This is a genomic window from Robbsia sp. KACC 23696 (assembly GCF_039852015.1).
In the GTDB taxonomy this organism is placed as follows: Bacteria; Pseudomonadota; Gammaproteobacteria; order Burkholderiales; family Burkholderiaceae; genus Robbsia.
Map to the genome: position 1 here is coordinate 243,985 of NZ_CP156626.1, position 14,203 is coordinate 258,187.

The 14,203-nt window shown below is 63.0% G+C and carries 11 protein-coding genes and 1 pseudogene; 5 read left to right on the forward strand and 7 right to left on the reverse strand.

All coding sequences use genetic code 11. The features are described 5' to 3' along the window. Positions 1–61 precede the first annotated feature (61 nt). Positions 62–400, reverse strand: coding sequence for a putative holin (locus ABEG21_RS00950; protein WP_347555440.1), 339 nt, complete (start codon positions 398–400; stop codon positions 62–64). A gap of 490 nt (positions 401–890) precedes the next feature. On the opposite strand from ABEG21_RS00950, the gene ABEG21_RS00955 reads away from it, so the two are divergent. After that, positions 891–2,816: a tannase/feruloyl esterase family alpha/beta hydrolase gene (locus ABEG21_RS00955; protein WP_347555441.1), complete on the forward strand. Its 1,926-nt coding sequence runs from the start codon at positions 891–893 to the stop codon at positions 2,814–2,816. A 25-nt stretch (positions 2,817–2,841) separates the two neighbouring features. Here ABEG21_RS00955 and ABEG21_RS00960 read toward each other — a convergent pair whose 3' ends face one another. Then, positions 2,842–3,696, reverse strand: a complete 855-nt coding sequence (locus ABEG21_RS00960) for a GntR family transcriptional regulator (RefSeq protein ID WP_347555442.1) — start codon at positions 3,694–3,696, stop codon at positions 2,842–2,844. 568 nt (positions 3,697–4,264) lie between these two features. On the opposite strand from ABEG21_RS00960, the pseudogene ABEG21_RS00965 reads away from it, so the two are divergent. Further along, positions 4,265–5,740 (forward strand): annotated as a pseudogene (locus ABEG21_RS00965) (NADH-quinone oxidoreductase subunit M); the annotation flags it as partial. Positions 5,741–6,227: 487 nt separating this feature from the next. Further along, positions 6,228–7,520 (forward strand): hypothetical protein, encoded by a 1,293-nt coding sequence (locus tag ABEG21_RS00970; RefSeq protein ID WP_347555443.1) that lies wholly within the window; start codon positions 6,228–6,230, stop codon positions 7,518–7,520. Positions 7,521–7,586: 66 nt separating this feature from the next. Here ABEG21_RS00970 and ABEG21_RS00975 read toward each other — a convergent pair whose 3' ends face one another. Continuing rightward, entirely contained in the window at positions 7,587–7,895 is a 309-nt protein-coding gene (locus ABEG21_RS00975) for a hypothetical protein (RefSeq protein ID WP_347555444.1), read from the reverse strand. Between the two features lie 482 nt (positions 7,896–8,377). On the opposite strand from ABEG21_RS00975, the gene ABEG21_RS00980 reads away from it, so the two are divergent. Then, the gene (locus ABEG21_RS00980) at positions 8,378–8,821 is read left to right on the forward strand and encodes a MarR family transcriptional regulator (protein WP_347555445.1); all 444 of its coding nucleotides are present in this window, start codon (positions 8,378–8,380) and stop codon (positions 8,819–8,821) included. A 118-nt stretch (positions 8,822–8,939) separates the two neighbouring features. Here ABEG21_RS00980 and ABEG21_RS00985 read toward each other — a convergent pair whose 3' ends face one another. The 4 genes from ABEG21_RS00985 to ABEG21_RS01000 form a co-directional block, all read right to left on the reverse strand. Continuing rightward, positions 8,940–10,004 carry a glycosyltransferase family 4 protein gene (locus ABEG21_RS00985; protein ID WP_347555446.1) on the reverse strand — a complete coding sequence of 355 codons (1,065 nt, stop codon included), beginning with the start codon at positions 10,002–10,004 and terminating at the stop codon, positions 8,940–8,942. A 524-nt stretch (positions 10,005–10,528) separates the two neighbouring features. Beyond that, positions 10,529–11,299, reverse strand: coding sequence for a ferredoxin--NADP reductase (locus ABEG21_RS00990; RefSeq protein WP_347555447.1), 771 nt, complete (start codon positions 11,297–11,299; stop codon positions 10,529–10,531). A 201-nt stretch (positions 11,300–11,500) separates the two neighbouring features. Then, the gene (locus ABEG21_RS00995) at positions 11,501–12,301 is read right to left on the reverse strand and encodes an endonuclease/exonuclease/phosphatase family protein (protein ID WP_347555448.1); all 801 of its coding nucleotides are present in this window, start codon (positions 12,299–12,301) and stop codon (positions 11,501–11,503) included. Between the two features lie 32 nt (positions 12,302–12,333). Further along, complete coding sequence (locus ABEG21_RS01000) at positions 12,334–13,080, reverse strand: hypothetical protein (RefSeq protein ID WP_347555449.1); 747 nt, start codon at positions 13,078–13,080, stop codon at positions 12,334–12,336. A gap of 474 nt (positions 13,081–13,554) precedes the next feature. Between ABEG21_RS01000 and ABEG21_RS01005 the strand changes: the two genes are divergently transcribed. After that, on the forward strand, positions 13,555–14,184 hold the full coding sequence (locus tag ABEG21_RS01005) for a response regulator transcription factor (RefSeq protein WP_347555450.1): 630 nt from the start codon (positions 13,555–13,557) through the stop codon (positions 14,182–14,184). Positions 14,185–14,203: the final 19 nt, after the last annotated feature.

Sequence of the window (14,203 nt, forward strand, 5' to 3'; positions counted from 1 at the left end):
GTTTGCCCGAGGGACGCCCTTGTTTCGGAGGATAGCGCGCAGTCTTGGCAGAATGCGAGGCTTACCGTGCCCGGTGCGGCGGAAAAGCACCATTATTCAATCGCTGGCGGAGACGCAAGGTCACGCCGATGGCAGTCGATGCGCCAAGAAAAGCCGCGACGCCGGTGCTCGTCAACGGGGTTTGCAGCACGATCTCCGCCGCACTGAAATAGCCGGCGACCAGCGACACGAAAACGGAACAGATGCGCTGTGCGAAGGAACGGCTGCGCGATAGCGACGCGACGAGCAACGCGCCCGCGAAGGCGCCGATCAAGGCGTCGGCATCGAGCGGATGCGCGAGTAGCAGGCCGGCGAGAAGGGACTCGACGGCGTCCGGGGGGACGGGGGAGGAAGGGGTCATGGCATCGCCTCTTTGGCTGCGCAGCTGCAGGCCGGTCACGCCAACGCAAGGTGCGATGGTCCTCCTATCGTTGATCAAAATTCGGGAGGCGTCATGTCGTCTTGATGGGGTACGACAAGCCTGCCGGGCCGATCTGACCGACGCGATCCTTAGGATCGCGACCTATGGATCCCAGGCCAACAGCACGTCGCCGGTGTGCCTAGGGCACGATGTCCTCGCTGCGGCGCACGCGCAACAGTCGAACGCAGCGCATTCTGATGTGAGAGGATGGAAGTATCCTAGAACGTTGACTATCCGATGCCGCGGTCGCATCGGTAACGCGACTGCCTTTTTGTCTGTGCCGAACCATTCCACCTGCTCCCCGCCGGTAGGCCTTTCCCGGGTTTTCCGCACTGTTACCGCGTCTGTCCAGGCTGCCTTGCGCTGCGGGACTTGGCACATCCACCGCAAAGGCCGGTGCGGTGCGGCCTTGTCGGCTTTCTGTGTCCTCGTGTCGACGACGCCCGTGACGTGGGCTGCCGACGGCGCCATGTCGGCGGCCTCAGGGGAGAGCGTATCGGCGGTCACGGCGCCGACCGGCGCACCGGCTTCGGCCGCTGCACCGCTGACGCCTTCGTCGGCGCCGACGATCGTGCCGCCGGGTGACGACGATCGCTTTGCGCGGCCCACGTCCCAGGCGAGCCGCACGACCGGTACGCGTCAGGGCCTGTCGCGCGCTACATCGGAATTCATCGCACGCTGCAACGGGCTCGACAAAGCGGTCGTGCCGGCCGCGTCGATAGGATTGCCCACGCGCGGCGCGCAGATCGCCGACGCGGCCTATATCGCCGCCGATGCACAGGGCAACCGTAACGGTGCCTACTGTCGGATCGTCGGCGTGATTCGCGCGACCCACGACACGACGCCGGATATCCGTTTCGAGGTCAACCTGCCGCTGCGCTGGAATGGCCGCTCCTTGCAGATGGGCGGCGGCGGTTATAGCGGTGTGCTGGTGACCGGCACCGAGCCGACCGCGTTTGCGCCATCGGCCTCGCCACTATTCCAAGGCTATGCGACCTATGGCTCCGATTCCGGACATGTGGGTAATGCCAGTTTGGCGAACTTTGCGACCAATAATGAAGCAGTCGTCAATTTCGGTTACGGGCATCTGAAGAAAACGCACGACGTGGCCTTGACGCTGATCAAGATGGGATATGGTCGCGCGCCGACGGAGCGGTATTTCGCCGGGGGGTCGACCGGCGGGCGTGAGGGCTTGACGGTGGCGCAGCGTTTTCCCGACGACTACGACGGGATCATCGCCAATGCGCCGGCGCTGAATTTCTCCGGGGTCCGGCTGATCGGCGTGGTGGTGGGCGCGTCCGCCTACGGCCCGGCCGATCCGAGCAGCGCGGTACCGGTAGCGCCGCAGACCGACGCGGGTAAAACGGCGTCGACTTCGTCCGAGGGCGATGCGACCGTTGCCGCCAATCACGTGCCGACGGACGACGACACCGCCGCGGCCCGCCCCCCCGGTTTTGTCGGGCCGATGCTGCAGCGGCGGGTGCGCGAGATCGTGCTGTCGCAGTGCGACGACTTGGACGGGCTACGCGATGGCATCGTTTCGAATGTGGCCGCCTGCCGGCAACGCGAGCCGCAGATCATTGCGGCCTTGCGCTGCCCGGCCCAGCATCGGGACTGGGTGAGCGCCCGGGTCTGCGCCACGCCGGCGCAGATGCATACGCTCGATATCCTGCGCGACGGTCTGTCGCTGCCCTATGCGCTCGCGCACGATGTGACGCGGTATCACGGCTATAACGTGTTCTCCGGCGTCGATTTCACCAGCGGCCTGGGGCTGGGCAGTTCGCCCGTCTTGACGCGCCCCCTTCGCTTCGATGCCAATGGCTATCTGTTCGCGCAGGCGGACGGGTATATGAAGTATTTCGTGACCCGCGACATGCAGTTCGATACCTTGCGATTCGACGTCACGCATCCCGGCCGCTGGCAGCCGCGGATGGTGGCGTTGTCGGATGTGGTCGGCGCGATGAATCCGGATCTGTCGGCGTTTATCGCGCATGGCGGCAAGATCATCATCATGCATGGCCTCGCCGACGAGGTGATCAGCCCGAATGAAACGATCGCCTACTACAAGACGTTGATGAAACGCTATGGTCAGCCGATCGTCGACGGCTTCCTACGGCTGTACATGGTCCCGGGCTTCCAGCACGGCAACGGCGTCTTCATCCCGGCGTTCGACGAATTGACGGCCCTCGATCATTGGGTGACGGCCGGCAAGGCGCCGGAGACCCTGGTGGGCGCCGATATCGTGCGCGGCACGAACGGGCGGACCCGCCCGATGTGCCGCTATCCTGCCTATCCGCGCTATGCGGGCCGGGGCAATCCGGACGTCGCCGGCAGCTTTACCTGCGCGATGCCCTAGGCCTCATGGCCCTTTCACGCCACGATCAAGCAATCTGTTGCACGACGTAGTCGATATGGAATTCAGCGCGATAGTAGGACTCGCCGCTGATTAGCGGCCGGCCGGCGCCGTCGCGCAGCGTGTAGTCGCGGATCAGCAGTGCCGTGCCGGGGGCGACGTCGAGCTGGGCCGCCAATTCGGGCGTGGCGATCGAGGCGCGGATTTTCCCGACCACCTGGCGCACCGGCGAACCCAACTCGTCGAGAATCCGGTGGATCGAGCGACTGTGCAGCATTTCCACGGTGATCGCGCCGCCGATGGCCGGCGGAATGATCCGGACCTCCAGGCTGGCACGCTGGTCGCCGATGATCCGCAGCCGACGGAGTTCGAAAACCCGTTCGGTGGCATCGATGCCCAGTAGTGCGCCGTGCTCCTCGCCCGCGACGCGGGTGGAAAAGCCCAGCACTTCATAGCTGACGCTGGCCCCTTCCATTGCCAGCTTGTCCTCGAAGGACGAGACTTCGGTCAACTGGAGCGGTGCGCTGATCGAGCGCATCGAGACGAAACTGCCGCTGCCGGCGCGCCGCAGGATCAATCCCTCCAGCGCCAATTGCTGAACCGCACGGGCGACCGTGGCACGCGCCGCCTTGAATTGCTCGCAGAGCGCGGCCTCGGTGGGGATCTGATCGCCTTCTTTCAGGCGCCCGCTGGCGATTTCGCCGCGGATAAAGCGCTGAATCTGGGCATACAGCGGCAAATGGGCATAGGAACCTCCGGCAGCGGGTGTGCCGATAGGGCCGCCGGGTGCACTGCCCCCGGACGCACCGGAGGCGTCGTCCCCTGCTATGTCGCTGGTGGCGGCGAGGCCGGACTGAAGTGGAAAGCGCGTAGTTCTGATCATCGTTGGACCGACGGTTTTGCGCCATGGGCATGATCCCATCTTGGCACGCCAATAAATCGTATATGAGAACAATACGATTGGGCAATTACCAATCGCGTTGCCATCACGATCGTGTCACGTCAAGCCGCTAAACGCCGCGTTATCCAACGCCGTTCGGCGTCGCGCGTCTGCCATTTTCCACAATGGACTATTGCCCGGTGCAAGCGCAGACCCGCGCCCGCGACGGCTCCCGTCTGAAAATGCGCCGCTGCGCCAAGGGCTTGTGCTGCAAAAAGTGAACGAACCGGTTATGCTCGTTTACCCAAATACTTCGCGTGCGACGACACGAGGCGCGGTAAAGATTGCGGTGCCAAGGTTTCGCTGCGACAATTGGGCGCAGATTTCGGGGGTGCGTCCCGGGGAGCCCTTGCGCGCATCGCGCGCAGCCCCTGTGGGCGTGCCCGGACGTCGACGCGGGACGTGCCGCTGCCGATCGCTGTCGGCCATTCAGGCCTGCGCCGGGTCCGCTCTGTCCGTCATGTCGCCGGGGTCCGTCGTCCCACCGCGCTAAAAACGAATTCGTTGATCAATGCAATCACTTCCGCTGCTTAGCCTGGCCATCTGGGTCCCCATCGTTTTCGGCGTCGCCATTCTGTGTGTCGGTTCATCGAAGCAGCCCACGCCCGCGCGCTGGCTGGCCTTGATCGGCTCGATCCTGGGTTTGCTGCTGACCATTCCGCTGGTCTTCGGCTACGACGCGACGTCGGGCGCCGAGCAGTTCGTCGAGCAGGCCAACTGGCTGCCGGCATTGAACAGTACCTATCACCTCGGGATCGACGGTATCTCGCTTTGGCTGGTGGTGCTCACCGCATTCACGACCGTCGTCATCGTGCTGGCGTCGTGGCGCTCGACGATTCGAGTACCGCAATACCTGTCGGCCTTTCTGCTGCTGTCCGGTTTCCTGATCGGTGTCTTTACTGCCCAGGACGGCCTGCTCTTCTTTGTGTTCTTCGAGGCGACGCTGGTTCCCTTTTATCTGCTCATCGGCGGCTGGGGCGGGGCGAATCGGGTCTATGCGGCGGTCAAGTTCTTCTTCTTCTCGTTGATCGGCTCGCTGACGATGCTGGTCGCGCTGATCTATCTGTACAAGGTCTCGCATAGCTTCGACATGGCGACGTGGTCGTCGATGCCGCTGTCGCTGTCGCAACAGATTTGGATTTTCCTGGCCTTCTTCGCGGCCTTCGCCGTCAAGGTGCCGATGTGGCCGGTGCATACCTGGCTGCCCGACGCGCACTTGGAGGCGCCGATCGGTGCATCGGTGATGATGAGCGTGTTGAAGCTGGGCGCCTATGGCTTTCTGCGCTTCTCGCTGCCGATCACGCCGGATGCCAGCCACTTTTTCGCGCCGGTGCTGATCGCGTTGTCGCTGATCGCCGTCGTCTACGCCAGCCTCGTCGCATTGGCGCAGACCGATATGAGCAAGGTCATCGCCTATTCGTCGGTCGCGCACATGGGCTTGGTGACGCTCGGCCTGTTTATCTTCAGCCAGATCGGTGTCGTCGGCGCGATCGTCCAATTGATCTCGTACGGTTTCGTCTCGGGCGCGATGTTCCTCTGCATGGGGGTGCTGAGCGACCGGATGCAGACGCAGTCGATCGATGCCTATGGCGGCGTGATCAATACGATGCCGCGCTTCGCCGTCTTCATGATGGTCTTCACGATGGCGAACGTCGGCCTGCCAGGAACGTCCGGTTTCGTCGGTGAGTTCATGGTCATCATGGGCGCGATCAAGTACAACTTCTGGATCGGCTTGGGCGCGGCATCGACGATGGTGCTGAGCGCGGCGTACACCTTGTGGATGTACAAGCGCGTGATCTTCGGGCCGGTGGCGAACGAGCGTGTGGCCAAGTTGAAGGACCTGGGGCTGCGTGAGATAACGGTGCTGGGCGCGATGGCACTCGTCGTCATGGTCATCGGTGTCTATCCGCATCCGTTTACGAAGGGTATCGACCCGTCGACCGCAACGGTGCTCGCCCAAGCGACGCGTTCGAAGATCGCCGTCGCGTCGCTGGAGACGGCGCCCGCCTTGGCGCTGTCGGCCACACCGAGCGGATCGACGACGGGGGTGGCGGTGCAAGGCGTCCCCACCGGCCGGATCGTGAGCAGCGCCACCGCCGGTCGGGCCGCCGTCAACGGACTGTGACGCCGGCTGGGTGACGCGGCGTTTCCGTGCCGCGTCACCCGACATTGCCAACGCCCACCCCATGCAAGCGCATGCGGTGGGCGTTGTGCTTTTCGGCGTACGCTGCCATCGATACGCGCAGCCGAGCAGACGTGGCGGCGGTCGTATCGTCAGCGGTTTTTGAGCCGATCGCCAGGACAGCGATAGAATCGTCGTGTTGGCAGATAGCGCGGCGGGGCTGCGACGGATTGCAGCGACTGCGCCGACATCGGCAAGCGGTCATTCGGCCGTGGGTTCGATGGATGCCGTCGGGGGACGGCAGACGCCTAGCCAACGCGTGCCATTGACTCTTCGCCTTTTGGGATAACCCATGTCAAACAAGAACAGCGGGTCTGGCGATACCTATTTTTCGCTTGCTTCCACTCAGTCGGGGGAAGCGGTCAACGCGTCGGCTTCAGCCCGGTTTTACATCGGCGTCGATGGCGGCGGTTCCGGCACGCGGGTGCTTATCGCAGCGCATCCCGGGCATCTCGCCGAAGACGTGACGGGGGCCGCGGAACACCGTGTCGACGGTGCCGGGCAAGAAGGCCAGCCGCCCGGCCAGGGCCTGCGCGCTGGGGCCATGCCGATCAGTTGGCCATTGCGCGGCGTTGCCGGTCCGTCCGGCCTGGGGCTGGGTATCGAGCGTGCCTGGGCGGCGATCGAGCACGCCTGCACCGAGGCTTTCGCGGCGGCGAAGCTCGACTGGCAGTGGTCGGAGTGCGTGATGGCGTGCGGACTCGCCGGCGTCAATCACGTGCCATGGCGCGATGCGTTCATTGCGAGTGCGCCGCCGCTGCGGTCCCTGTCGGTCTTCAGCGACGCGTTTACGACATGGGCCGGTGCGCTCGGCGACAGCACGACACCGGCCGCCGCGCCGCGTCCCAAGAGCGCGGCACAGCGAGTTTGCGCTCAGGCGGCGGAGCGCGACCGGCGGGGGCGCGCGCGCGCGCGGATGGCCGGCGACGGCGAGATCATCGCCGGGGTGGTTATCGCACTTGGAACGGGCAGCATCGGTTGTGCGATGGATGCTGAGCGGGGCTGGCGCACCGTTGGCGGCTTCGGCTTTCCGGCGGGCGACGAGGCCAGTGGTGCGTGGTTCGGCTTGCAGGCGGCAGGTTACGCGCAGCGGGCCCTGGACGGGCGCGTGCCCATCGACGCCTTTGCGCGCGCATTAATCGATGTGATGGTGCCCTCGGATCGAATCGGCAAGGCAGCACCGGCGCTCGGAGCGGCTACGGCGCCCGGCCCATCAGACCCACGCACGACGGCGCCCGGGCAGGCACATCATGCAAGTCTGCCGGACGGTCGCGACCGTTTGCAGGCGTGGTTGACGTCGGCGAACCAGACCGATTACGCGGCCTTGATGCGCGTGGTCGTCGATTTTCCCGATCATCCGACGGTTCGCGCCTTGCGCGCGCGTGCCGCATCCGACGTCGATGCGATGATCGATGCGCTGGATCCGGGCATGGCGCTACCGGTGGTCTTGGCGGGAAGTGTGGCGCCCTGGCTGGCAGGGGCATTGGCGAACCGTCATAAAGCACGGCTGCGAGCAGCGGCGGGCGATGCCGCCGCTGGCGCCCTGCGCGTGGCGCAGGGCTGGATCAGGCAACCACAGGGTTAAACACGTCAGCGGCGGGTTCGACCGGGCGGCGTCGCACCGACGCGCGCGTGAGATGTCGGCTGCCGTTTAAGGGTGCCAGCCGGGGCCCCGATGCGGCGGCGGCCCATGACGCCAGTGACGCGGCGGCGGGGGCGGCGGACGATGCCAATGGCGTCGATGCCAGCGACGCGGCGGCGGAGGCGGGGGGCCGCCGACGTAGCCGGGGCCGCCCACATTCACGCCGATATTGACGCCGGCGGCGTGTGCCTGGATTGCCGTGAGGCTGGCCGCGCTCAAGGCGACCACGGCAAGCGATTTACCAATCGCGTGCCACACCGTGCGGCCGATACCGCTTGACGCGGCATCGACCGGCAAATCGGTCTTGTCTATCTTCATCGTTTCCCTCTTTTTTGCTCTGGTCTGACGCGTGGTCTCATCTACCAGCGTATGTAAGACGATGCCAGATTCTTCTTCCCTACGCTGTGCCGCGTAGGGGACAGCGTGCATACGTCTGTTTGACTATACCGTTCCCGGCCGATCGTTGCTGACGCAGCAAACGGGCGTCGGACGCGCCCCTCGATGATCGAACGACCGCTTTTTCGCGCTTTGCGTCGTCGTATCGAGCGTCCGCTTCGAGGGGGAAAATGAGGTAGTTTGGCGATGTTTGGCGGCTAGCGCACATTCGCCGACGGCGCCAGCGGTATACACCAGAAGCAAGAAAGCTTTCAGAATACTGTCGGTTTTGCGCGCCATACTGAGCCGTCGGCAGGGTCTTCGGAGCGATTCGCATGAGCGAACAATCTTTGATGTTGACAATGAACGACATGGCAATAAAAATCATCTAACCCAACCCTTTGCCTAGCGTTTTCAAGGCTCCTATGACAGACATCTATTCGATTGAGAATTTCGATTACAAACGGGCGGTTGGTCGCTTGCTCACGCGTGTACGGCACTTGCTGCTCGAACGTGTGAGCGAACGGCTGGAGACACTGGACCTGACGGCCGCGCAGTGGGGGGTCGTGGTGACCCTGGCCGAGGGCACGGCATCGACGCCGGCCGAGCTGTCGCGTCTTCTCGACTATGATCCGGGCGCGATGACGCGTCTGATCGATCGTCTAGAGAAGAAGGACATCGTCCGTCGTACCCGCAGCACCGACGATCGCCGCTCGGTCAGCCTAGAGCTGACCGAGCGAGGTCGCGCGCTGTTTCCCGAAATCCTGCCGCTGATCGTCGGCGTGTATAACGAACTGCTGCAGGGCTTCACGAAAGAGGAAGCGACGCAACTCGAAGGGCTGCTGACACGGATGCTCGAAAACGGCTGATGCCGTTTTGCGCGAGCCGGCGGGCTCGCGCGAGAAGTCTCGGCCTCGGCAGGCCATAAAAAAACCCTTCCGTCATCCGGAAGGGTTTTTGACACAGTCTATTCGGTCGATTCAGCGTTTAGCTGACTTGACGCAGTACCGGACGCTGCGTTGCGGCTTGCTCGCCGATCAGACGCTCGTAGACCTTGACGTAGTTGCTAGCCATCGTATCGGCCGTGAAACGCTCATCGAAACGGGCACGGATCGCGCGGCGCGGCAGTTCCTTCAAGCGGTCCACCGCCGCCACTGCACCGTAGATGTCCTCGACGATGAAGCCAGTGACGCCCTGATCGATCACTTCCGGCACCGAACCGCGGTTGAACGCGATCACCGGCGTACCGCATGCCATTGCTTCGATCATAACCAGGCCAAAGGGCTCCGGCCAATCGATCGGCAGCAGCAACGCCTTGGCGCCCGACAGGAAGGCCGGCTTCTGCGCTTCGTTGATTTCACCGATGAATTCGACGTCGGCCGTCTTCAGCAGCGGTTCGATTTCGCGCTCGAAGTATTCCTGGTCGACCTTGTCGACCTTTGCCGCGATCTTCAACTTCATGCCCGTCTGCGCGGCGATCTTGATCGCCGTATCCGGGCGCTTTTCCGGGCAGATACGGCCCAGGAAGGCCAAATATTCCGGTTCGATGTCTTGACGCGGTGTCAGCAACTGGCTCGGCAGACCGTGATAGACAGTGTCCATCCAGTTAGCGTGAAGCGGTGCGCGCTGCGAATCGGAGATCGAGACCACCGGGGCTTTCGGGAACGCGTTAAAAACCGGCTGCAGCTCGACCAGATCCAAACGGCCATGCAGCGTCGTTACGAACGGCACGTCCATTTGCGAAAACAGGGCGAACGGCGCGTAGTCCAGATGGAAGTGCAGCACATCGAATTCATGCGCACGACGACGCACCGTTTCCAATAGCAGGGCATGCGGCGCGTTCGCATCGCGGATCGACGGATCGAGACGCAATGCCTTCGGCCACACTGCCTCGTGCTTGGCGCTGGTCTGCGAGTCACCGCTGGCGAACAGCGTGACGTCATGTCCTTGCTCGACCAGTGCTTCCGTCAGATAGGAAACCACGCGTTCGGTGCCACCGTAAAACTTCGGCGGAACGGCTTCATACAGCGGTGCAATTTGAGCGATGCGCATCTGGATAACTCCTGGTCTGTGCGTTTCGCGTGCCTGCCGCCTTCAAAAGCGGTCCGCCGCAGAAACGTTTGGCGTCTCGAACTCGGTCGCCGTCCGCCACCATGGCGGATGACACGACTGAATTCTGGTTGACGGTGGCGCGTCACTACGGATGGTGCCTGCGCGCTCGTCCCTTGGTTCCCATTATCGACATCCGTCCTAAAACCGCTATCGACTTTGCAAACAATTTCGCCTTGTTACAGCAAGAAACATTTCAAAGTCAATGACTTGCGTCGCTTCGAGAGCGCTGGGGCGCCCTCGAAGCGCGGTGGCGCGGCGCTTGACGATATCGCACCGATGATCCACGTGGACGGTAAGCTGGGTGCGCACGTGGCAATTATCCGACACGTCGCCTAGGGCGCTTGCCGATAGACACGGCAAGACACTCCCGCTATGAATTTAGTTGAGCACGCAGCGTGCCCGCTCCGCCGTCGTCGCATGCCGGCTGCCACCGATGCAAAAAAGCGGCAGGCAGGCAAGTGCGATCAGTCGACGAACGCGCGCTCGATCACGTAATGACCCGGCGTGGAGTGATTGCCTTCCTTGAGGCCGGCCGCGTCCAACAAGGCGCGCGTGTCCTTCAGCATGTGCGGGCTACCGCAGAGCATCAGGCGGTCGTTTTCGACCGAGAACGGCGGCAGATCCAGATCCGTGAACAGCTTGCCCGACGAGATCAGGTCGGTGATGCGTCCCTGCGTCCGGAACGTTTCACGCGTGACCGTCGGGTAATAGACCAGCTTGTCGCGGATCAATTCGCCGAAGTGCTCATCTGCCGGCAGCGTCTCCGTGATGTATTGCTGATAAGCCAGCTCACGCTCGAAACGGCAGGTGTGTGTCAGAACGATACGGTCGTAACGCTCATAGACTTCCGGGTCCTTGATGACGCTCATGAACGGCGCCAAACCGGTGCCGGTCGACAGCATCCACAGGGTCTTGCCGGGCAGCAGGTTATCGACGATCAGCGTGCCGGTAGGCTTGCGGCCGATCATCACCGTGTCGCCAGGCTGCAAATGCTGCAGGCGCGAGGTCAACGGGCCGTCCTGGACCTTGATCGACAGGAACTCGAGCGATTCTTCGTAATTGGCGCTGGCCAGGCTGTACGCGCGGAGCAGGGGCTTGCCCTCCACCGGCAGTCCTACCATCGTGAACTGGCCGTTCAGGAAGCGGAAGGACGGGTCGCGCGTGCATTTGAAGCTGAAAAGCGTGTCCGTCCAATGGTGCACGCTCAGGACGGTTTCCTGGTTCAGATTACTCATTTCTTGTCCGTAAAAGGCGCCACCCATAGGCACGACGGCGCAATAAGGGCGAAGGGCCGACCCGGCCTGTCCCAAATTCCACAAAAATAGCTCGGTATTTTACCTGATGCGCCCAGGCACAGCAGAAATGACCTGTCCCCCGACCGGATATTGATCGGAATTCGCCAAAAAGCGGCGCGATCGCCCGCGAAACTGCGGTGTTTACGCCGCAGTGTTCGGGTTCAGCCGCAACTTGGCGACATAGGGGAGGTGATCCGACAGCCAGGAGGCCTTTGAATCCGGCGCGACCCAACTAATGGGCGTGAGGCCGCGGACGAACATCTTGTCCAGCGCCAAGGCCGGCGAGAATGCGGGAAAGGTGCGGCCGCTGACGCCCAGGGCGCCCGCGACTTCGATCAGGCCGGCATCGGCGAAAATCGCCGGCGAGTCGTTTTTCCAATCGTTGAAGTCGCCTGCCAGAATCAGAGGGCCTTCCGGCGCCCCCGTGGCGATCCAGGTAGCGATCCATCGCATCTGGCGCAGGCGAGCGCTGCGAGTCAGCGCCAGATGCGCGCAGAGCAAGGTAATGACCTGCCCTTTATAGGTCATTCGGGCGGCAAGCAGTCCCCGCCGTTCGAAGCGATGCGCGGAAATATCCCAGCGCCCGCTCAGATCGAGAGGGTGCGGCGAAAGAATGGCATTACCGTGCCGCCACGAGGGCTTGAAGACATTGGGTCCGAGCGTCACCTGCATGTTCAGCGAGGCGGCGATTTCCGTCGCTTGGCAATGCCAAAGCGCATCCGGCGGATCTTCCATCGATTCGCCGAATCCCGCGGGCGTCAGCGCCGCGGGCAGGCGTTTGGCCATTGCTTCCTGCAGGAAACAGGCGTCCGCCCCACTGCCCGCGAGCCAATCCCGCATCGGTTTCCAGACTTGTAGCCCGAGCGGGGAGCGCCCCTTGTGCAGGTTCCAACTCACCGCGGTGAAGTCGTCGTCGTTTGCCAGTGCTTGCGGATGTCTCATGGAAATAGCTTACTCGCGGCGCACGTTTCGCGCTACCGCGCCCCCTGTCCCGGGACCGTTCCGGAGGGCGACGTTGCTGTCGCAGAGGCGCCTGCGTCGATGCCGGATCTAGTCTCAGTCTTGTTGCCAAGCGAGACCGCTTCTCCACCGCTCGGCGCGTTGCCGACGGCCGTCGTCGGGCGCGCATCGGATGCGGGACCGGCAGCGCCGCCCGCGGTGCTATCGACGACGTGGGCCGTCAACTGATAAACCAGTGTCGGATGGTGCGGCACGATCGTCCATGACACCGTTTGTCCCGCGGTCAGATCCCACTCGGGATGGTGGGCCGTAATGACGCGTGGCGTGGGCGGCAGCGCACAGCCGTCGGAGCGAACCGTCGGCTGTGCGTCGTCGTCGATCGTCTCCTGCGTGTCGACCGAGAAACCGATGACCTGGTGGCTGTCCACGCCGAGCGGCGATAGCGTCAACGTGCGTGTAAACGTCAGCGGCTGTGTCTCGGCCCCTTCGCATCCGACCGTATGGCGTACGTCCCAGTGGCGGGTCACCGTTGCCGACTGGCCGACGGCGGTATTGCCGGATAAGCGGTCCGTCTGCTTGCCATCGGTCAGGACGGTAAGCTCCCATTCGATGCGCGGCGGCGGCGTGTAGCGGCGAACGGGCGTATCCCGATCCTGGGCCGATACCTGAAGCGGTAGGCAGGCCGCGAGCAGCAGTGCAGCAAAAGCCGGCACGGCCGGGTGTCGGCCCGGCGTGCGCGATGTCGAAAACGGGGCAGCCATGTAAGGTCGCTTAATTAGAAGAGGCGGAGACGCGGTCGTGTGCCTTTGCCGCATTGCAACACTGGCGCAGGCATCGCAAGGCCGAAGCCCCTTAAGTGAGTCATGCAGTCATTGTGCCATGTGCCCCGCGTGCGCGTGCTGATGGTCTCCGAAGCGACTCAGACGTATCCGATTTAGCGTCGCACCGGGTGTCGCTGTCCGATACCTAAGACAGGACGTAGATATTTAATTCGGATAAGTCGTTATCCTGCCACCGGACAGGCATTGACCGTATGAAGATAAAGCAAGGGCAGTGGGACGCATCGCCGGAAGCGGGCACAATGCGGACGTTAGCCGTTAAATGTTGCATGCCGTTCCGGCGCATTGCGGTGTGTCCTTGGACAGGCCGTGCTTCATTGGGACAACGAAGGGATACGCGTGGACCAAGCTAAACAGATTACGACAGGGAATCCGTCCGATAGTACCGAGGGGACCATGGCGCCTTGCAATGTTCTCGTCGTCGACGATCATCCTTGCGTCTTCGCAGCAATCGAGGTGGCTTGCCGAAAGGGCGGCGTCACGGGGAAGTTGAAACATGTGATGACGGCGCGACAGGGCCGTGCCGCGCTGGCCGATGTGCGGTACAGCGGCGAGGACGAGAAGTTCCAGTTGGTGATCGTCGATCTCGATCTGCCCGATATGGCAGGCGTCGATTTCATTCGGATCGTTCAGCAGCTGCATCCGGAAGTCAAAATCTTCGTCTACACCGCCAAACGCTACGAGATGTTCGCCTGCCGTTTGAACGCGATGCATATCTCGGGCTTCTTGAATAAATTCGAAGCGATGGAAAAGGTCGGGGCGGCCATCGGCCTTGTCGCGCAAGGCTTCAACGTGAAGCCTTGCGGGGGCGCTAGCAACGGCGATAACCCTTTCGACTTGCTCTCGAACCGTGAGTTGTCGGTGGCAATGCTGATCGCAAAGGGCAATAGCAATCGTATGATCGCCCAGCAGTTGTCGATCAGTCAGAAGACGGTGGCCGTCCACAAGATGAATCTGCTGCGAAAACTGTGCTGTGAGAGCGCGATCGACGTGGCACAGATGGCGCAATTACACGGCCTGGGTTGACCGTTGCAGCAGCGCCGGT